This is a genomic window from Actinobacillus pleuropneumoniae, assembly GCF_003290385.1.
Taxonomy (GTDB): Bacteria; Pseudomonadota; Gammaproteobacteria; order Enterobacterales; family Pasteurellaceae; genus Actinobacillus; species Actinobacillus lignieresii.
On the sequence record NZ_CP030753.1, the window covers coordinates 1,317,221 to 1,338,409 of the forward strand.

Annotated in this window: 15 protein-coding genes and 1 pseudogene; 11 read left to right on the plus strand and 5 right to left on the minus strand. The window is 41.3% G+C overall.

Annotated elements, in window-relative coordinates; translation table 11 throughout:
- Positions 1–195 precede the first annotated feature (195 nt).
- The 3 genes from lptF to dnaE all read left to right on the plus strand — a co-directional run bounded on the left by lptF (position 196) and on the right by dnaE (position 6,065).
- Positions 196–1,299 (plus strand): LPS export ABC transporter permease LptF, encoded by a 1,104-nt coding sequence (lptF, locus tag DRF63_RS06035; protein ID WP_005619466.1) that lies wholly within the window; start codon positions 196–198, stop codon positions 1,297–1,299.
- Positions 1,300–2,382 (plus strand): LPS export ABC transporter permease LptG, encoded by a 1,083-nt coding sequence (gene lptG / locus DRF63_RS06040; RefSeq protein ID WP_005597980.1) that lies wholly within the window; start codon positions 1,300–1,302, stop codon positions 2,380–2,382.
- Positions 2,383–2,588: 206 nt separating this feature from the next.
- The gene (dnaE, locus tag DRF63_RS06045) at positions 2,589–6,065 is read left to right on the plus strand and encodes a DNA polymerase III subunit alpha (protein ID WP_005597981.1); all 3,477 of its coding nucleotides are present in this window, start codon (positions 2,589–2,591) and stop codon (positions 6,063–6,065) included.
- An 863-nt stretch (positions 6,066–6,928) separates the two neighbouring features.
- On the opposite strand, the gene purT is transcribed toward dnaE, so the two are convergent.
- Both purT and plsB read right to left on the minus strand, forming a co-directional pair.
- Positions 6,929–8,110, minus strand: coding sequence for a formate-dependent phosphoribosylglycinamide formyltransferase (purT, locus tag DRF63_RS06050; RefSeq protein WP_005597983.1), 1,182 nt, complete (start codon positions 8,108–8,110; stop codon positions 6,929–6,931).
- Positions 8,111–8,232: 122 nt separating this feature from the next.
- Positions 8,233–10,707, minus strand: a complete 2,475-nt coding sequence (plsB, locus tag DRF63_RS06055; protein WP_005597985.1) for a glycerol-3-phosphate 1-O-acyltransferase PlsB — start codon at positions 10,705–10,707, stop codon at positions 8,233–8,235.
- A 156-nt stretch (positions 10,708–10,863) separates the two neighbouring features.
- Here plsB and lexA point away from each other — a divergent pair, with 156 nt between their 5' ends.
- From lexA to DRF63_RS06095, 8 genes are all read left to right on the plus strand, one after another.
- Positions 10,864–11,496, plus strand: coding sequence for a transcriptional repressor LexA (gene lexA, locus DRF63_RS06060; protein WP_005597987.1), 633 nt, complete (start codon positions 10,864–10,866; stop codon positions 11,494–11,496).
- A gap of 59 nt (positions 11,497–11,555) precedes the next feature.
- Complete coding sequence (mutH, locus tag DRF63_RS06065; protein ID WP_005597989.1) at positions 11,556–12,236, plus strand: DNA mismatch repair endonuclease MutH; 681 nt, start codon at positions 11,556–11,558, stop codon at positions 12,234–12,236.
- An 85-nt stretch (positions 12,237–12,321) separates the two neighbouring features.
- Positions 12,322–13,053 carry a TerC family protein gene (locus DRF63_RS06070; protein WP_005597990.1) on the plus strand — a complete coding sequence of 244 codons (732 nt, stop codon included), beginning with the start codon at positions 12,322–12,324 and terminating at the stop codon, positions 13,051–13,053.
- 114 nt (positions 13,054–13,167) lie between these two features.
- Positions 13,168–14,205, plus strand: coding sequence for a beta-N-acetylhexosaminidase (gene nagZ, locus DRF63_RS06075; RefSeq protein WP_043993299.1), 1,038 nt, complete (start codon positions 13,168–13,170; stop codon positions 14,203–14,205).
- Between the two features lie 80 nt (positions 14,206–14,285).
- The gene (gene rlmC, locus DRF63_RS06080) at positions 14,286–15,461 is read left to right on the plus strand and encodes a 23S rRNA (uracil(747)-C(5))-methyltransferase RlmC (RefSeq protein WP_005597991.1); all 1,176 of its coding nucleotides are present in this window, start codon (positions 14,286–14,288) and stop codon (positions 15,459–15,461) included.
- A gap of 207 nt (positions 15,462–15,668) precedes the next feature.
- Positions 15,669–16,979: a phosphopyruvate hydratase gene (gene eno / locus DRF63_RS06085; RefSeq protein ID WP_005597992.1), complete on the plus strand. Its 1,311-nt coding sequence runs from the start codon at positions 15,669–15,671 to the stop codon at positions 16,977–16,979.
- Positions 16,980–17,054: 75 nt separating this feature from the next.
- Positions 17,055–17,684, plus strand: coding sequence for an NUDIX hydrolase N-terminal domain-containing protein (locus tag DRF63_RS06090; RefSeq protein WP_005597993.1), 630 nt, complete (start codon positions 17,055–17,057; stop codon positions 17,682–17,684).
- A 13-nt stretch (positions 17,685–17,697) separates the two neighbouring features.
- Positions 17,698–18,108: a DUF2251 domain-containing protein gene (locus DRF63_RS06095; protein ID WP_005597994.1), complete on the plus strand. Its 411-nt coding sequence runs from the start codon at positions 17,698–17,700 to the stop codon at positions 18,106–18,108.
- A gap of 58 nt (positions 18,109–18,166) precedes the next feature.
- On the opposite strand, the gene recQ is transcribed toward DRF63_RS06095, so the two are convergent.
- The 3 genes and pseudogenes from recQ to DRF63_RS11175 all read right to left on the minus strand — a co-directional run bounded on the left by recQ (position 18,167) and on the right by DRF63_RS11175 (position 21,150).
- Positions 18,167–19,975, minus strand: coding sequence for an ATP-dependent DNA helicase RecQ (gene recQ, locus DRF63_RS06100; RefSeq protein ID WP_005597995.1), 1,809 nt, complete (start codon positions 19,973–19,975; stop codon positions 18,167–18,169).
- A gap of 84 nt (positions 19,976–20,059) precedes the next feature.
- The gene (gene cyaY / locus DRF63_RS06105; protein WP_005597996.1) at positions 20,060–20,365 is read right to left on the minus strand and encodes an iron donor protein CyaY; all 306 of its coding nucleotides are present in this window, start codon (positions 20,363–20,365) and stop codon (positions 20,060–20,062) included.
- An 8-nt stretch (positions 20,366–20,373) separates the two neighbouring features.
- Positions 20,374–21,150: pseudogene (locus DRF63_RS11175) on the minus strand (glycosyltransferase family 25 protein).
- Between the last annotated feature and the right edge of the window lie 39 nt (positions 21,151–21,189).

Genomic DNA, 21,189 nt, shown 5'->3' on the forward strand with positions numbered 1-21,189 from the left:
AAACTAACGGATACGCCGGTTCGATAAATCTGAGATTGTTCTCGTGATTTTTATCACTAAAAAAGGTATGATTACTCCCTTTACAGCGGTCTTTTTCGGTAAAAATTTTGCAAATTTTCGTTGCAATGTAACCGCTTGCAACCGGTTTTGTTTGATAGTCGCCGCTGAATCGGCGGCTAATATGAGAGATATAATGTGATATTAAGTCGATACTTAACGAAAGAAATTTTTAAAAGCCAACTGGCTATTCTGTTTATTCTGCTACTAATGTTTTTTAGCCAGCAGTTGATCACCGTGCTGAATTCCGCCGTCAGCGGAAAAGTACCGACCGACTTAGTGCTGAGTTTATTAGGGCTGGGGATGCCGGCTTTAGCTCAATTTATGTTACCGCTTTCCTTATTTGTCGCATTATTGCTGACCTTAGGGCGTTTTTATGCCGAAAGTGAAATTACCGTGATGCGAGCCTGCGGTATCGGGAAAAGTTTATTAACCAAAGTAGCGTTTTTTCTGTCTATTTTCACCACGGCATTAGCGGTGTATAACGTGTTTTGGCTGACACCTTGGGCAATCAACAAGCAAAGTGAAATGTTAGCGGAAGCGAAATCCAACCCTCGTTTTTCAGCATTGTCGGCCGGGCAATTTATGACCGCCGGCGGTTATGTGCTATTTATTGAAAATATTAATAACGAGCAAAATAAATTAAATGATATTTATGTATTCCAGCCGGATCAACAGAAGAAAAATCGTCCTTCCGTTGTGGTGGCGGAATCCGGTCAGCTACAAGGTTTGCCGAACGGCGATCAAATTCTTACGCTTGAAAACAGTACGCGCTATGAGGGGACGGCTAACGTAGCGGACTTTAGAATTTCTCATTTCGACAGTTATCAAGCCTATCTCGGCTATCAAGATGTCGATTCTAATGAAAAATTAGTACAACGTGCGGATTTCAATAAATTAATGGCCGACCAATCAAATGAAGCAAAAGCGGAACTACAATGGCGCTTTGCACTGATTTTAGCCGTACCCCTCATGGCATTATTAGCCGTGCCGATGAGTAGCGTGAACCCTCGTCAAGGTCGTTTCGCTAAAGTCATTCCGGCGGTATTGCTGTATTTAATCTATTTCTTATTACAAAGCTCGCTCAAATCTTCCGGCGCGTCAGGCAAATTAGATGCGACCTTATTAATGCCGTTAGTGTCGATTGCATTCTTTATACTGGCAATGGTGATGAACTTCTGGGATACAAAATGGATGTCTGCGATTCGTTATTCTTTCAGTCGTAATAAGGCGGTGGCGTAAATGAATTTATTTGGTATGAATATTCTCGAACGCTATATCGGCAAGACCATTATTGCGATGATTTTTGCCGTATTGTTAATGTCGAGCGGCTTGGTGTTTATCATCAAATTAGTCGAGGAATTTAAAGACGTCGGTAAAGGATCTTATGATGCTTTAACCGCTACTTACTACTCGCTTTTAATGCTACCGAGCGATATTAAAGAGTTTATTCCGGTTGTGGCCTTAATCGGCGGTTTATTAGGCTTGGGAAACCTTGCCAGCCGTAGCGAATTGGTTGTAATGCAATCTTCCGGGTTTTCTCGCTTTAGAATCGGCTTGGCGGTAATGAAAACCGCGATTCCGCTCATCGTTTTTACAATGTTAGTCAGCGAATGGGGAATCCCACAAACTGAGCAATATGCTCGAAATATGCGTTCTATCGCACAAAGCGGCGGTTCAATGTTATCGACTAAAGGCGGCTTTTGGGCAAAAGACGGCAACGACTTTATTTATATTCGTCATATCGAAAACGAGCGCAAATTGAATAATGTGTCGATTTATCATTTTGAAGACAAAGCCTTAAAATCGGTTACTCAAGCGGATAATGCCGTTTTTAACGGTGAAAATTGGACGCTTCAACGCGTACAAACATCTTCGCTTGCCGATAACAGTATTCAACAAGCGAAAGAAGTCAACAAAGATTGGCAAACCACAATTACACCAAGCAAATTAGGCATTGTATCGCTCAAGCCGGAATCGCTTTCTATTTCGGGTTTATCTGATTATGTCGGCTTTTTGAAAGAAACCGGTCAAGATTCCAAACGCTTCCAAATTGCGTTTTGGCGTAAAGTGTATCAGCCGATTTCAATGGCGGTGATGATGTTACTTGCAATCTCGTTTGTCTTTGGACCGCTGCGTAGTAGTGCAATGGGAACCAAATTGTTTATCGGTATCATCGCCGGCTTTGTGTTCTATGTATCCAACATCGTATTTGGTAATATGACACTCGTCTTCTCGTGGATACCGGTTGCTATCGGTGCATTAATCCCAAGCTTAATTTGCTTAAGTATCGTTTGGTGGCTACTGACCAAAAAACGTGATTAATACATAACAAGCGGTTAAATTTCTGCAAAATTTTGCAAAAAATTAACCGCTTTACCACGCACGAGCCGTACGTGGTTATGAGGCTCTTCGAGCCAGCTGAGCCACTCTGTAGCTCTCTTTACATATATCTTTCAGTTTCCAAAAAGCTGAGTTGTATAACCTGGCATAGGTTAAGTTTCTATTTCTATATCAATCGTAATATCATAATGACTCAACAACGTTTCGTTCATCTTAAAGTTCATAGTGATTTCTCTATGATTAACGGTTTGGCTAAAGTAAAACCGTTAGTCAAAGCGGCAGTTGCCAACAATATGGTGGCAATGGCATTAACCGATTTCAGCAACTTTTGCGGATTGGTGAAATTTTATGGCGAAGCGTTAGGTTCCGGATTAAAACCGATTATCGGTGCGGATATTTTCGTGCGTCCCGAACCGGACAGCGAAGATTTCTTTGAGCTGACTTTACTAGCCAAAAACAACACCGGTTATCACAATATTACTCTTTTACTTTCAAAAGCTTATCAACAAGGTTATGTTGAATTTCCGTTAGTCGAAAAAGCGTGGCTTGCCGAGTTAAATGAAGGCATTATTGTGCTTTCCGGCGGACGCAACGGCGATGTTGGAAAAGCTCTACTCAAAGAAAATGAAGCGGAAGCGGACGAGTTAGTCGGCTTTTATCAGCAATATTTCCCAAATCATTATTATCTTGCCCTCTGCCGCACCGGTCGTGCGGATGAAGAACGCTATATTCAGCAAGCGGTGCCTTTTTCACAAAAACATCAATTACCGTTAGTGGCGGTTAATGACGTGGTGTTCTTGAAAGAGGACGATTTTGATGCGCACGAAATTCGTGTAGCAATCCACGACAGTTACACCTTGGATGATCCGAAACGTCCGAAAAAATATTCACCGCAACAATATTTCCGTAGCGAACAAGAAATGTGCGCCTTGTTTGCCGATTTACCGCAAGCGGTCGAAAATACGGTACAAATTGCAATGCGTTGCAATGTGACCGTACGTTTAGGCGAATATTTCTTACCGAATTTCCCAACCGGCGATCTTTCTACCGAAGATTTTTTAGTGAAAAAATCACGTGAAGGCTTGGAAGAACGTTTGGAATTTCTGTTCCCTGATCCGGAAGAACGCAAAAACAAGCGGTCCGTTTATGATGAACGTTTGCAAGTCGAACTGGATGTAATTAACCAAATGGGCTTCCCCGGCTACTTCCTAATCGTAATGGAATTTATTCAGTGGTCGAAAGATAACGATATTCCGGTTGGTCCGGGGCGTGGTTCCGGTGCGGGTTCTTTAGTGGCGTATGCGTTAAAAATTACCGATTTAGACCCGCTTGCCTTCGACCTGCTCTTTGAGCGTTTCCTAAATCCGGAACGTGTTTCAATGCCCGATTTCGATGTCGATTTCTGTATGGACGGACGAGATCGTGTGATTGAACATGTTGCCGACACTTACGGTCGCCAAGCAGTTTCGCAGATCATTACCTTCGGTACGATGGCGGCAAAAGCGGTAATCCGGGATGTAGGCCGTGTGCTTGGTCATCCGTATAATTTTGTCGATCGAATCTCAAAACTGATTCCGCCGGATCCGGGTATGACCTTGGCTAAAGCGTTTGATGCCGAGCCGAAACTGCCAGAACTTTACGAAGCCGATGAAGAAGTGAAAGACTTGATTGATATGGCACGTAAACTGGAAGGTGTGACCCGAAATGCCGGCAAACACGCCGGTGGCGTGGTTATCGCTCCAACGGCAATTACCGATTTCTCTCCGCTTTATTGTGATTCGGAAGGGCTTCATCCGGTGACTCACTTCGATAAAAACGATGTGGAATACGCCGGTTTAGTAAAATTCGACTTCTTAGGCTTACGTACGCTCACCATTATTAAATGGGCGTTGGAAATGATCAATCAACGCTTAGCCCGAGAAGGCAAAGAACCGGTGCGTATCGAAAGTATTCCGTTAGACGATAAGAAATCCTTTGATCTATTACTCGCTTCGAAAACAACAGCGGTATTCCAGCTAGAGTCACGAGGAATGAAAGATCTGATTTCTCGTCTGAAACCCGATTGTTTTGAGGATATTATCGCATTAGTGGCATTATTCCGCCCCGGTCCGCTTGAATCCGGCATGGTACAAAACTTTATCGACCGTAAACATGGTCATGAGGAAGTTTCTTATCCTGATGCACAATATCAGCACGAATCGCTTAAGCCGATTTTAGATCCGACTTACGGCGTTATTGTTTATCAAGAACAGGTAATGCAAATCGCACAGGTGCTTGCCGGTTATACCTTAGGCGGCGCGGACTTATTACGCCGTGCAATGGGTAAGAAAAAACCGGAAGAAATGGCGGCGCAGCGTGAAATCTTCGAAAAAGGGGCGATTAAGCAAGGTGTTGATGGCGATCTTGCGATGAAAATCTTTGACTTGGTGGAAAAATTCGCCGGTTATGGTTTTAACAAGTCGCACTCTGCCGCTTATGCCTTGGTTTCTTACCAAACACTATGGCTGAAAGCACACTACCCTGCTGAATTTATGGCGGCGGTAATGACTTCGGAGATGGATAATACCGACAAAATCGTTGGCTTCTATGACGAATGTATCAATATGGGCTTAACCGTTGTTCCGCCTGATGTAAACAGTGGTAAACACCGTTTTTCAGTGAACGAAAAAGGCGAGATTGTTTATGGCTTAGGCGCAATTAAAGGCGTGGGTGAAGGTCCGGTTGAAGCAATTTTAGAAGCCCGTGAAAAAGACGGTATCTTCAAAGATTTATTTGATTTGACCGCACGTGTCGATTTGAAAAAAATCAATCGCCGTACCTTTGAAGGCTTAATTATGTCGGGTGCTTTCGATAAATTAGGTCCGCATCGTGCCGCACTGATGAAAAATTTAGAAGATGCGTTGAAAGCTTCTGACCAACACAGCAAAATGGAAGCGCTCGGACAAAGCGATATGTTCGGCGTACTCACTGAAACGCCGGAAGAAGTGCAAAATGCCTATGCAAATACGCCGAAATGGTCGGAACAAACCATTTTGGAAGGTGAACGCACCACACTCGGTTTATATTTAAGCGGTCACCCAATCGGACGATTCTTAAAAGAGTTATCGCACTATGCACCGGTACGTCTAAATGAACTGCAACCAACACGCCGTGGACAAGTGGTCACCGTTGCCGGCATTATTATGGGTTCACGTATTGCTGTAACCAAACGAGGTAGCCGTCTTGGGATTGCGACCATTGAAGATCGTTCCGGTAAATTAGATATGACACTATTTTCGGAAGCACTAGAAACTTACGGTCATCTTTTAGAGAAAGATCGTATTGTGATCGCAACCGGTTCAGTGCAGTTTGATGATTTTAGCGGCGGGTTAAAAATGTCAGTGCGAGAAATCGCCACGTTAGATGAAGCTCGTAGCCGCTATGCGAAAAGCCTTGCTTTAGCGGTTAGCCAAGAACAGCTCACACCGCAATTTGTAAAAGAATTACGAGAAATCATCGAACCGAATAAAGAAGGGACGTTACCGTTACATTTCTATTACCAAAGTCCTGAAGGCAGAGCCTTATTGCGTAGCGGCATAGAATGGCGAGTAACCCCGAAAGATGAAATGCTCGACCAACTCAAAGCTCTACTCGGTGAAAACGCCGTAGAACTGGAGTTCGAATAACAAAACAAGCGGTTGAATTTGCAGATTTTTTTGCAAATACTGATCTAGTAGCTAAAGCAAAATCTATTATATTTTATACTAAAAAGGGTATTGATTTTATATCATCAATACCCTTTTCTATATACTCACCTATATTGCTGTCTAAAATCTTCGCTTAGTATTATGTAGCAAATATATAAATCAGTTTGTACAATAGCTACATAATATTAGAGCAACCATTCCTACAATAAGCTTTAGAACTTTTTTGTCGTCTTTACTAATAAATCACTTATTTTTTAGTTTAGTCCTAAGATAAATAACAATAAAGAAAATACTACCGAAACATATATCTAAAGCAATTTCATGTATATTAAATGAAATATATGGATATACAAACTCTTTCAAGAAGATAAAGAAAAAGAAAGATGTAAAAAACATTTTCATATACTTACCTATAATATTTATCGAACTTATAAATTTAACCTTTCTTTCTAAAAAGAAAATACAATAATATTACCATTAGAAAACATAAAATATCAAAGATGTATTCATTAATATAAGAAGATATATTCGGATAAATAATTTTAGATGAGAACAAAAAGAAAATAACAGCAGCTATAAATTTCATATGCATACCACTTTAATATAAACACTTATAAAACAGATTCATTCTTTATCATAGAAAAATTATAATATATTCAAAATATAATAATGAACTTAAAGAAAAACTTTGCGATCTAAATCACAAAAAAATCAAAAATATATTTATAACTAAACATTTAAAATCAATAATAGGAAATAGGAAGAATAAGTGAATTAATAAGAAGAATTGAATAAAAAATACTAGCGGTTTATCCACTAGTATTTTCATAAAAAAGAAGGGATTAAAGCTGTACCGCTAATTTCGCATAGGCACGTTCGGCTTTCGCTAAGGCTTTTTCGGTATTTTCATCACGAGCTAAGATAACTCCTAAACGACGGTGACCGTTTACTTCGCCTTTGCCGAATAAACGAATATTCGTACCGATTTCTTCCAACACTTTATCAAGATTACCGAAAGTCATATTGTTTGATTTACCTTCTACTACAATCGCTTTTGAAGCCGCCGGGCTAATTTGATAAATTTCCGGAATCGGTAAACCTAAAATCGCACGAGCGTGTAAGGCAAACTGAGAAAGCTCTTGCGAAGCCATGGTGACCATTCCCGTATCATGCGGGCGAGGCGAAACTTCATTAAAGATAATTTCATCACCACACACAAATAATTCCACACCGAAAATACCACGTCCGCCTAATGCGGTTGTAATTCGCTCTGCGGTTTCTTGCGCACGTTTTAACGCTAGGTCGGACATCGCTTGCGGCTGCCAAGATTCACGATAATCGCCGTCTTCTTGGCGATGCCCGATTGGTGCTAAGAAAGAAGTACCGTTTACGTGACGCACGGTTAATTGCGTGATTTCATAATCGAATTTGATAAAGCCCTCCACAATTACTCGTCCGCCGCCGGCACGTCCGCCTTCTTGTGAATAATCCCACGCTTGTTGAATTTGATCTTCCGATTTAATCACCGATTGCCCGTGACCGGATGACGACATAATCGGTTTAACCACACACGGAATACCAATCTCGGCAACCGCTTGTTTAAAATCTTCCAGATTATCTACAAAACGGTAAGGCGATGTTTTTAAACCGAGTTCTTCCGCCGCTAAACGACGAATTCCTTCGCGGTTCATCGTCAATTGGGTTGCTTTGGCGGTCGGTACCACGTTATAACCTTCTTGCTCTAACTCTACCAAGGTTGCCGTTGCAATCGCTTCAACTTCCGGCACAATAAAATCCGGCTTTTCTTTTTCCACTAATGCTCGTAATGCTGCGCCATCTAACATAGAGATCGTATAAGCTCGATGTGCCACTTGCTGCGCCGGTGCATTTTCATAGCGATCGACCGCGATCACTTCTACTCCTAAGCGTTGTAATTCGATAACAACTTCTTTACCTAACTCACCGGAGCCAAGCATCATTACTTTCGTCGCATTCGGTCTTAATGGTGTGCCAATTGTGGTCATTTTTTCTTCCTCTAAAGTTAAAGCAAACGTTTGCGCAGATTATATAATAAAGCGGTAAGATTTTGTAAAAATTTTGCAAAATCTTACCGCTTGTTCTTTTTAAGTATCGGATATTTAAAAGTTTACTCGTTCTTTTCCGTTACGGCTTCCGCTGTTTTGACTACCGTTTCAGTATTTTCAACTTCTTCCACTTTTTCCATTGCCCCTTGAATGGTCAGTTGAACTTCAACCGAAATCAGTGAACGTAATATTTCCTCCGCTTCTTTCGCTTTTTCAAGTATGCAATTTCCTTCGCTATCAAAATAACCTTGCGCTTTTAAACTGGCGCTAAAGGTTGAAAACAGCGCTTTATCAAAAAACTCCGGCGCATTAATACCGTGTAAGATAGATAATCGTTGTGCGATAGAACGGCTCTCTTTTTCCAATGCGGCACGGCTAATTTCCGGATGTTCAAGCAAAATACTCAAGCTGATATAGTAACGTTGCAGAATCTCACGTACTCCCGCCGCATGCAGTTGTAACGCTCGAACGCGTACGCGATTAATTTGTAATACGTCGCTCTCATATTTGACGATACGTTGTGCGGAGAATTCCGTTAAAATCGCTTCCACTTGGTTTCGCACATCGTTCTCTTCAAAATGAAGAAACAGCTCCGCTTTTAAGAACGGATAAATACGATTAACCGTTTTAATAATCAGATCTTTCGAGACCGATTCATGATGTAAAATAATGCTTGCGACCAGTGAAGGCAGTACGAATAGATGCTGAATATTATTACGATAATACGTCATCAAGACTGCCGATTCTCGATCCAGACGAATCATTTCACCGAAACTGTCTTTCTCACTAATTACACCGGAACGAGGTAAAGTCAGCACATGATTAAGCATTTCTTCGGCGTTATCGTTCGGTACGATAGCATCGTCGGAATAACTGACGTTTTTAAACAGCTGTAAATAGCTATCGACTTGTTCGATCAATTGTTCGCGAGCCAATGCACGTTGGCGAGAGGCAAGCAATACAGAACCGATTAAGTTTTTCGCATTAATCGCCGCAGCTTTATTAATGTTGATCATGACTTGATGTGCAACCGAATCCACCGCTTCATTCAACCATTTCGGACGACTGTCTTCAGCTTGAGATTCTTTCCATTCCGGAAAATGCTGATTTAAATAATTATTAACCTGAATAGGCTCGGCAAAGTTCACATAGCATTGTCCTAAGTTTTTCAGTTTCTTGATCACGCGTAAAACTAAGCCGGCGTTTTCTTTCTCTTTTTCCGCACCGCGCAACTCTTTCGCATAAGTATCCACTTCCAACACGTGTTCATAACCGATATACACCGGCACGATGCTAATCGGACGGGTTAAGCCGCGCTGCAGAGCTTGTAAAGTCATCGACATCATACCGGTTTTCGGCTCAAGTAAACGTCCGGTACGGGAACGACCGCCTTCGATAAAATACTCCACCGAATAGCCACGATAGAAAAGCTCCGCCAAATATTCGCGGAAAATCGTCGAATATAAGCGGTTTCCTTTAAAAGTACGGCGAATAAAAAATGCGCCCCAGCTACGGAAAATCGGTCCTGCCGGAAAGAAATTCAGGTTAATCCCCGCTGCGATATGCGGCGGTACCAATCCTTGATGATAAAGCAAATACGAAAGCAATAAATAGTCCATATGGCTACGGTGACAAGGTACATAAACGATTTCATGTCCTTCTAACGCCAATTTACGTACGCGATCCCCGTTTTGAACGTTGATCCCCTGGTACAACTTATTCCATAACCAGCTCAATACGCGATCGGCAATGCGTAAACTCTCATGGCTAACGTCCGCCGCAATCTCATTCACGATCTTTTCCGCTTCTTGGCGCGCTTTTTCAATTGAAATTTTCTTCGTTTTCGCTTCTTCTTCTATTGCCGCTTTAATCGCCGGCGATTGAATAATTTTATTAAACATCGCTTGACGATCAGGCAATCTAGGCCCCATTGCGGAATAACGTTGCTTCGCAAAATGGATTTTTGCCACTCGTGCGAGTTTTTGAGCGATGCCTTCATCGGCACCGTGTTCCGCTACCATATATTTCAACGACAACGCCTGAGAAAAGCGCACAAAATTATCACGCCCGAACCAAATCATCGAAATAATGCGTTGGAAACTGCTCATTAAGCGTAAATGCGGTTCGGATTCTTTCCCCGGAGAACGTCCCCACAATACCGAAGCCGGTATCAATTGCACGTCCAACGATTCATTATTGCGATGTAAATCCAAATAACGATAAAAGATGGACTCCGTTTCGCTCTTTGCACCTTTAGACTTAAAAAAGCGGCGTCCCTCGTCTAAGAAAACATAACGAGGTAAAGATTGACCGTTTAATTCGTTATTCTGTAACGGATCGGGTAAATTAAGCGACAAGCAGTTTTTTTGGAGAATCAATAAATCGGTTTGAGAAGTGTAAGGTAGAACATAAATAATGGGCTGTTCCAAATTTAAGTTAAGCTCTTTGACCGGATCGGTCGGGATAGCACGAGATTTAACTAACAGTGAAAGCGGAACATTTAATACTTTACGATAAAAATTTAAGAGGCTAGACATTTTAATATCCTTAATTGTTATGGTTTATGCCGTCTAATGTATTTCGTCCGCAGTTTACCATAAATTTGTGAGGATTTTCTGAATTTATCTAGTTACAAATAAAAAATTACTGTATATAATAACAAAAAATCTGTATATAAAGACAGCGAGGAAAAAATGTCACGTAAACACTTAACGGCTCGTCAGCAAGAAATTTTTGATTTTGTTAAACATCACATAGAAACCACCGGTATGCCGCCGACTCGTGTTGAAATTGCAAGAGAAATCGGTTTTAAATCGCCGAATGCGGCAGAAGAACACTTAAAAGCATTGGCGCGTAAAGGTTATATCGAAATGCTTTCCGGTACATCGCGCGGAATTCGTATTTTAGTCGATAACGAAGAAACTGCGGCAAATGACGATGGTTTACCGTTAATCGGCAAAGTGGCTGCCGGTACGCCGATTATAGCGATTGAACATGTGGAAAGTCATTATCCGGTAAACGGCGCGATGTTTAATCCGAATGCCGACTATTTGCTCAAAGTAAACGGTAACTCCATGGAAAAAATCGGTATTTTAGACGGTGACTTACTTGCGGTGCATAAAACCAATTTTGCCCGTAACGGCCAAGTCGTCGTCGCTCGCGTTGATGACGAAGTGACCGTAAAACGCTTGGAGAAAAAAGGCGATCTTATTTATCTTCATCCTGAAAATGACGAGTTACAACCGATTATTGTCGATCCTCGTATCGAATATATCGAAATTGAAGGAATCGCCGTCGGTGTAATTCGCAATAACGCTTGGATGTAAATTCTCTACTGCGGGGAAAATGCGTGATAAGCGTTCCCCTAAATCGTTATCATACGCTTATGCAACTTTCCACCTTTTCACATTCCGAAGACGAATTACTTAAAAAAGCGAACTGGCTTGCCGGTTTTACGCTGGGTGAAATCGCACATCAATTAAATATTGGTGTGCCTTTGGATTTGCGTCGTGATAAAGGTTGGGTCGGGCAATTAATCGAAACGGCTTTAGGTGCAAAAGCCGGCAGCAAGCCCGAACAAGACTTTGCTCATCTAGGCATTGAACTGAAAACCATCCCTATCAATCATAAAGGTTTTCCGCTTGAAACCACTTTTGTCAGTTTAGCGCCGCTGACCCAAAATACCGGCATTACTTGGCAAACCTCTCATGTTCGCCATAAATTACAAAAAGTGCTATGGATTCCGGTACAAGGAGAAAGACATATTCCGGTTGCCGAACGCCACATCGGTCAGCCGATTTTATGGGAGCCTTCATGTGAGCAAGAACAGCAGTTAAAAAATGACTGGGAAGAATTGATGGAATACATTATTTTCGGACGTTTAAACGAAATTAATGCTACGCTCGGCGAAGTGCTGCAATTACGCCCTAAAGGCAGGAATAGTCGATCACTCACTGCAGCTGTTAATCAACAGGGTGAAAGGGTTCAATCGTTACCGTTAGGTTTTTATTTACGTAAACAATTTACCGCTGAAATTTTACAGAATTTTTTACGTTCTCCTCTTTAATTTTTACATGACTCTCGCTATATTAGCGCCTTTTAAATTATAGGTAGTAACCTATTAAATTTTTCTCTGTTTAAAAGGACATTTTATGTTTGATTGGATTGCCAATCCCGAGGCGTGGGTCGCGCTCTTAACCCTTACCGGGCTTGAAATCGTATTAGGTATCGATAACATTATCGTTATCAGTATTTTAGTTTCACGTCTTCCGATTCACCAACGTCAATCAGCCCGTATTATCGGTTTGGCACTTGCAATGGGTACTCGTATTCTGTTATTGCTTTCCCTTGCTTGGATGATGAAATTGGTCGATCCGCTTTTCTCCATCGCGGGGATGCCGATTTCCGGTCGCGATTTAATTCTTTTACTCGGCGGTATTTTCCTGATAGTGAAAAGTGCCATGGAGTTAAAAGAATCGATTGCAGGTGAATCTCATGAAGAAAAAGAGGACTCGGCGAAAAAAGCCAGCTTTTTAATGATTTTAGTTCAAATCGCGATTTTTGACGTAGTATTCTCTCTCGACTCGGTAATCACAGCGGTTGCAATGGCGGACGATATTCCGGTAATGGTAATTGCAATTATTATTGCGGTTGCAGTAATGATGCTGGCGGCAAAAGCTATCGGTGATTTCGTGGATAACAACCCGACCATCAAAAACCTTGCATTGGCTTTCTTAATTTTAATCGGTGTGGTGTTAGTCGGCGAAGGCTTCAATATCCATATTCCGAAATCCGCCGTTTACACGGCAATGGGCTTCTCCGTTGTGGTAGAGCTGTTAAATATTAAGATGCGTAAAAATCAAGCAAAACACGCTAAAGCGTAATAAATCGGCCTTTGATGAAAATCAGGGGCTTTTTTAATGTAAAATAGTCCATCCTTATTTTATGACAAGCGGTCGATTTTGCGCCGAACTTTGCAATTACACTCGCAACAAATTATGTTATTGATTGATATAAAAGATAAAGAACTCAGCCAAGAAGAAGTTGAAATTCTTGAACATCCGCTCGTATCCGGCTTAATTTTATTTAGCCGTAATTTTCACGATAAAGTCCAATTGGAAGCCTTAGTGAAATCGATTCGCCAACGGGTAAAAAAACCGTTATTGATTACCGTCGATCAAGAAGGCGGTCGAGTACAACGCTTCCGTGAAGGCTTTACTAAGTTGCCGGCAATGCAAGCGTTTCATACCCTTGCAAAAAACCCGCAAGAATCGACCGCTTTAGCCCGACAAACCGGTTGGTTAATGGCGGCTGAAATGTTTGCCTTAGACATCGACTTGAGTTTTGCACCGGTCTTAGATTTAGGGCATCAGTGCAAAGCGATTGGCGATCGTTCGTTCGGTGAAAATCCGGATTCGATGCTACCGATAGCCGAAGCCTTTATCGACGGTATGAGAGAAATGGGTATGGCGACCACCGGTAAACATTTCCCCGGTCATGGACATGTATTAGCCGACTCTCATTTAGAAACGCCTTTTGATGATCGTCCGAAAGAGGCGATTTTCAACCGTGATATTCTGCCGTTTAAACAACTTATTTCAAAAGGTAAACTGTCCGCGATTATGCCGGCTCACGTAATTTATACGCAATGTGACAGCCAACCGGCAAGCGGATCGGAATATTGGTTAAAACAAGTTTTACGTAACCAACTTAACTTTAACGGCGTGATTTTTTCCGATGATTTAGGTATGAAAGGCGCCGGTTTTATGGGTAATTTTGTAGAACGTTCTGAGAAAGCGATTCACGCCGGTTGTGATTTACTGCTGCTCTGTAATGAACCGGAGGGAGTTATCCAAGTATTAGACGGTTTAAAATATCAACCGACTAAAACGCAAACCGAACGCCATATCTCCTTGATGAAACGTAAAACGGTACGTTGGAACGAGCTTGAAGCGAGTCCTCGTTATCAGCAAGCGCAGCAACGTTTAACCGCATTACAAAACGACTGGCTTGAATATAAAGCGCAGCACTGCTAATCAGCCATTTATCTTTTTAGGGTATAAATTATATTTATGCCCTAACAAACCACTAAAAATACCTCGATTCTTTTAACAAAATGATATTAAACTGCCCGCATTTTCAACAACAAAATTGCGTTTCGTGCCAATGGTTAGAAAAGCCGTATGCTACGCAACTTACCGATAAAGAAATCGATCTTAAGCGGTTAATTTCGCCTTTTATTTTGCAAAATTTCACCGAAATCTTACCGCCTGTCCAATCGTCACAAAAACAGTTTCGTAATAAAGCGAAAATGGTGGTATCCGGCAGTGTCGAGCGTCCGATTTTAGGCATTTTAAAAGATCAAACCGATCCGCAAAGTGGCATTGACCTGTGTGATTGTCCGATCTATCCGACTGAATTCGAAGCGATTTTCCCGATTCTAAAAGACTTTATCGCTCGAGCGGGACTCGTGCCTTATAACATTTCGAAAAAGAAAGGCGAATTGAAGTATATTTTGCTTACGCAAAGCCGATATAACCAATCGGTTATGTTGCGTTTTGTGCTAAAAAGCGAGCAAAAACGACCGCTTGTTGAACGCGAATTACCGAATCTGTTAGCCAAACTGCCGAAAGATTCGGTGGTAAGCCTGAATATTCAGCCGCAACACGCGGCAATTTTAGAGGGCGAAACCGAAATCTTCCTCACCGAAAAAACTACGATTGAAGAAAATTTCAACGATATCCCGTTATTTATTCGCCCGCAAGGCTTTTTTCAAACCAATCCGAATGTGGCAAGTCGGCTTTATGCCACAGCGCAAAACTGGATCAAAGATTTACCGATTCAGCAATTTTGGGATCTGTTCTGTGGTGTGGGTGGCTTTGGTTTACATTGTGCCAAAGCATTACAAGAGAAGAATGAGAATGTTCAATTAACCGGTATTGAGATTTCCGCCTCGGCGATTGCCAGTGCCACGAAATCCGCCGAGCAATTACAACTTAAAAATATTACATTCGCTTCGCTTGACTCGGCACAATTTGCGCTAAACGAGAAAAGTGCAACACCGGATCTTGTGATAGTGAACCCGCCTCGCCGTGGTATTGGAAAACCGCTTGCGGAGTTTTTAAACCAATTGGGTACACCTTATTTAATTTATTCAAGCTGTAATGCCCGAACAATGGCGCAAGATTTTGAAGCCTTAAGCAATTATTCACTCCAAAAGGTGCAATTATTCGATATGTTTCCGCATACTTCACATTATGAAGTGCTGACGTTTTTAGTGAAAAAATCGTAACTTTTTATAGCCCGATATGGGTAGAAGTTTATATTTTTAGTAAAATCTCGGTATAATTAAACCGCTTTAGTTTCATTTATCCGTATTCGATCAAAGAAGTGCTAGATTTTGTGAGCTAAATCACTTTTCTACAAGACAAAAGCGTAAAATATCTTTACTATATCACTATTCTTTTTTTTATTAACTCTCAATTAGAGGATATTAACAATGGCTAAAATCGTTAAAGTAATCGGTCGTGAAATCATCGACTCACGTGGTAACCCAACTGTTGAAGCGGAAGTTCACTTAGAAGGTGGTTTCGTCGGTTTAGCGGCCGCTCCATCTGGCGCATCTACCGGTTCACGTGAAGCATTAGAATTACGTGACGGTGATAAATCACGTTTCTTAGGTAAAGGCGTATTAAAAGCTGTTTCAGCGGTAAACAACGAAATCGCACAAGCTATCTTAGGCAAAGACGGTTCCGCTCAAGCTGAAATCGACCAAATCATGATCGATTTAGACGGCACGGACAATAAATCTAAATTCGGTGCAAACGCAATCTTAGCGGTTTCTTTAGCAACCGCTAAAGCGGCGGCGGCATCTAAAGGCTTACCGTTATATGCTTATATCGCTGAATTAAACGGTACGCCGGGCGTATATTCAATGCCGTTACCGATGATGAACATCATCAACGGTGGTGAACACGCTGACAATAACGTTGATATCCAAGAATTTATGATTCAACCGGTTGGCGCATCAACATTAAAAGAAGCGCTTCGTATCGGTGCGGAAGTATTCCACAACTTAGCGAAAGTATTAAAATCTAAAGGTTTAAATACTGCTGTGGGTGACGAAGGTGGTTTTGCACCTAACTTAGCATCAAACGCAGATGCGTTAGCATGTATCAAAGAAGCGGTTGAAAAAGCGGGTTATGTTTTAGGTAAAGACGTAACTTTAGCGATGGACTGCGCATCTTCTGAGTTCTATAACAAAGAAAACGGTTTATACGAAATGAAAGGTGAAGGTAAATCTTTCACTTCTCAAGAATTTACTCACTACTTAGAAGGTTTATGCAACGAATACCCAATCAAATCGATTGAAGACGGTCAAGACGAATCCGACTGGGAAGGTTTTGCATATCAAACTAAAGTTTTAGGCGGTAAAATCCAATTAGTTGGTGACGACTTATTCGTAACTAACACCAAAATCTTAAAAGAAGGTATCGAAAAAGGTATCGCAAACTCAATCTTAATCAAATTCAACCAAATCGGTTCATTAACCGAAACTTTAGCGGCAATCAAAATGGCTAAAGATGCCGGTTATACCGCAGTTATCTCACACCGTTCTGGTGAAACTGAAGATGCGACTATCGCGGATTTAGCGGTTGGTACGGCTGCAGGTCAAATCAAAACAGGTTCTATGAGCCGTTCAGACCGTGTTGCTAAATACAACCAATTAATTCGTATCGAAGAAGCATTAGCGGCAGCTGGTACGCCTGCACCGTTTAACGGTTTAAAAGAAGTTAAAGGTCAAGCGTAATCTTATTTGATTCGTAAGTAATAAATGCCACAGAAATTTCTGTGGCGTTTTTGTAATTTTTACTTGGTATTCCTTATGCAAGAAGTTCTCCTTTCCGAGCCTTGGCTAAAATGGGCGATTGAAATTCAAAGCATTGCACAAAACGGGCTGACTTATACCACAGGCATTTATGATCGTGAACGTTACGAGCGTTTACGTGACATTTCCGCCGAGATGCTAAGCTGCAAAACAGATATTCCCGTTGAGAAAATCAAATTGCTTTTTTGCAATGAAGAAGGTTATCAAACACCCAAAATTGACACGAGAGCCGCGATTTTTAAAAGCGGGCAAATTCTACTGGTACAAGAAAATGACGGTCGTTGGGCATTACCCGGAGGCTGGGTTGATGTGTTGGAAACCATTCAGTCCAATACGATAAAAGAAGTAAAAGAAGAAGCCGGTTTAACTGTAAAAACACATTTTATCATCGCAATTCATAATCAACATCGCCGTAATGATCCTAATTATCCTTATAGCGTTCTAAAAACCTTTGTGATGTGTGAATTACTTGGCGGCGAATTTGTAGAAAATAGCGAAACGATTGCTTCACAATACTTTTCTCTGAAAGATCTTCCGTTTCTTGCTCAAGAAAAAAATACTCGCGAGCAAATCGCTTTATGCTTTGAAGCATACCAAAGTAAACACTGGCAAACTCAATTCGATTAAATAAGGAAAACTAATGTTATATTCTGTTTTAACCGATCAATTACTTATCGGTCAAGGTTATCGTAACGGCGCACATTCGACACAACACGAGCAATTAGTCGTGATGTTTGAAGATGACGGCGAAACCGGTTATTTTTATGCCATGGACTTACATCAGGCAGAAAATCCGGTAGTGGACAGCCTATTTGTGTACAGTAAAGCCGATATTGACGAGAAGACGTTAGCGGAACCGCGCCGTTTAGAGATCTGTTGGTCGGAAAACGGCTATCAAGCCTTTTTATTGTTAAACGGTTATCCGCACGCCGCTTTCGATTTTAGCCAATTTGTCGGCTATAACCACACCAAATTCCCGCAACCGGAATTAGGCAGTATGTGGGTTCATAAAGAAACCAATACCGAATTAGTGGAAAAATGGCTAGGCTAATCACCAAACAAGCGGTTAAATTTCGCTAATTTTTAACAAAATTTAACCGCTTGTCCGTTTATTGGCGATTATTACAATGCTCTCGAATCAGGCTTAAAAACGCACCGCCGAAACGTTCCAGTTTACGTTCTCCGACCCCATTAATATCCAACATTTCCACTTCGCTAAGCGGTAAAAATTCCGCCATTTCCTGCAAAGTCGCATCGTTGAATACCACATAAGGCGGGATATTTTCTTTATCGGCAATTTGTTTACGTAGAAAACGCAGGCGAGCAAATAAGTCTTTATCGTAACGAACCGAACTCTGTTTCTGTACATAAGCCGTTGCCGAGAAGGTTAAGCGAGGCATTGCCAATTCAAGTTTTTTCTCCGAACGCAGCACCGGACGAGCTTCTTCCGTCAGCTGTAATGCCGAATGGTTCACGATATTTTGACGAATTAAACCCAAATGAATTAATTGACGAATAATACTTAACCAATAATCTTGGCTCTGCTCTTTACCGATACCGTACACCGAAAGCTGATCATGATTAAACTGGCGAATTTTTTGGTTATTTAACCCTCGTAATACGCCAATCACATGGTGTGCGCCAAAAGTTTGACCGGTACGGTAAATAACCGACATCACTTTTTGCGCATCTAACGTACCGTCATATTTACGAGGCGGATCTAAGCAAATATCACAGTTTTTACAGGGTTCTTGGCGTGATTCGCCGAAATAATTCAATAGCACTAAACGGCGGCAGGTTTGCGATTCGGCAAAAGCACCGATGGCTTGTAATTTATGTTGCTTTATATCGCGCTGTTCGCTTTCCGGCTCTTCCAATAATACTTTCTGTAACCACGCATAATCGGCGGGATCATAAAATAACACCGCTTCAGATGGTAAATCATCACGTCCGGCACGCCCGGTTTCTTGATAGTAGGATTCGATACTGCGTGGCAAATCGAAATGCACCACAAAACGCACGTTTGATTTATTAATCCCCATCCCGAAAGCAATAGTAGCCACCACAACTTGAATATTATCTCGCTGAAACGCATTTTGAACCGTTTCACGTTGCTGAACCGACATACCGGCGTGGTAACCCATTACTGAAATTTTACGTGACGCCAATTTTTCGGTAATTTCTTCCACTTTTTTACGGCTATTGCAATAAACGATACCGCTCTTGCCCTGCTGTTTACTGATGAATTTTGCCAACTGTTCCACTGGCTTAAATTTTTCTTGTACCGTATAGCGAATATTCGGGCGATCAAAACTGCCTAAATAGGTATGCGGATCGGTTAAGCGCAGGTGCTGCAGAATATCGTGGCGAGTCGTAGGATCTGCCGTTGCCGTTAATGCCATCAGCGGCACATTCGGAAAGGTATCACGCAAATTGCCTAATAAAGTGTATTCCGGACGGAAATCATGCCCCCATTGCGAAACGCAATGCGCTTCATCGACTGCAATCAGGCTAATTTTGCATAACGAAATAAAATGGAAAAAGCCTTGAGTCATTACTTTTTCCGGCGAGAGATAAAGTAATTTCAACTGACCGGAAAGTGCTTTCTGTTCGACAAGCTGTTGTTCTTCAAAAGTTTGCGTGGAATTTAAAAAGCCGGCTTCGATACCATTGGTAAGCAACTGATCAACCTGATCTTTCATCAAAGAAATCAGCGGAGAAATCACTAGCGTAATGCCGTCTAAGCAAAGCGCCGGTACTTGGTAACAAAGCGACTTACCGCCGCCGGTGGTCATAATGACTAAACAATCTCTACCCGCCAGAACCGAATCGATCACTTCTTGTTGTCCGTGACGAAAAGATTGATAACCGAAGACATTATTCAATACGTCTTTGGCGGCGGTTTGAGATAATTGCATTATAGTTCCGATAAGATAAGCTAAAAAAAGACTAGACAAGCGATCAAATTTGCAAAATATTTTGCAAAAGCGACCGCTTATTGATTAAAAACTGATTTGTTCGCCGTGACGTGCAAAAGCTTCTTCCAGATGCGTCCAGAACGAACGCCCTTCTGCGGTAACCCATTTGCCGTCACGGAAAGCGAAATGGAAGCCGCCTAATTTGCTGGCAAGCCATAACTCTAACATCGCTTCTTGTTTATTGATGATAATCTGCGATTCGTCATCAAAAGTCAAAGTACATACCGCACCTTGAATCTCGGTATCGATACTTAAACCTTCGTCATCAATTTTTTCTTCGATTTGTTGCCACACTTGTTCAACTTTTTGATGGAATTCCGCTACGTTCATAAGGTCCTCTATTTAAAATAAATTTTCTTTCTCTTAAGTTGTAAAAAAGGTCTTTTTAATTCTTTAATCAGTTTTTTCAAAGGAGTGAGTTTTTGCTTGCCAATTTTCTTTGTACAGCGAATATCTCGTTCGTCTTTTAAAGCACTCTTAAAATTCGTATCTTTATTTAAAATGAAATCTTGAATACAAACCGCCGGATTCATCTGTAACACAAGATAGTCTTCATTTTTTAATAACGCTTCAAAAATCAGATCATCAATCAGTATCGATAAATGATACGTATTAAGTTGCTCTAAAATATAATCGATACCTTTTCGGGAAACGATATAACCGGCCGCACCGACATGTTTCGATTTCAATTTATAAAATTTTCTGCCTAAATAAGTCAATCTGGGAAAAATCGACATATCGGCGCGATAAAAATGCTGCTCCAGCTTCAATATGTCCATATCTTTCGGCAAATAATACGGTTGAAGCAATGCTTACGCATTTTCGCCCAAGTAAATGTCGCCTTCAAAAATGGCGATATAATCTAAGCCTTGCTCTTGCGCCAAACGCCACAACGCAATATGACTTAACGCGCAAGCGATTTCCCCTTTGGTCAAAGGGCTTGTCGTAATATCAATACCGAATTCTTTTGCTTTTCGCTCAATTAAATCGGGCGTAATTGCATCGAAAAACACAAAAGGAATATGCTGTTTAGCAAATTCCGACATCATATGATTTCGACGTTGTGAATTATTTTTTAGACTAATAACATAGTTGCGCAATTCCATACTTTGCATAAGATTCCATCCTTAGAAAATAAAGCAAAATTTTTTACA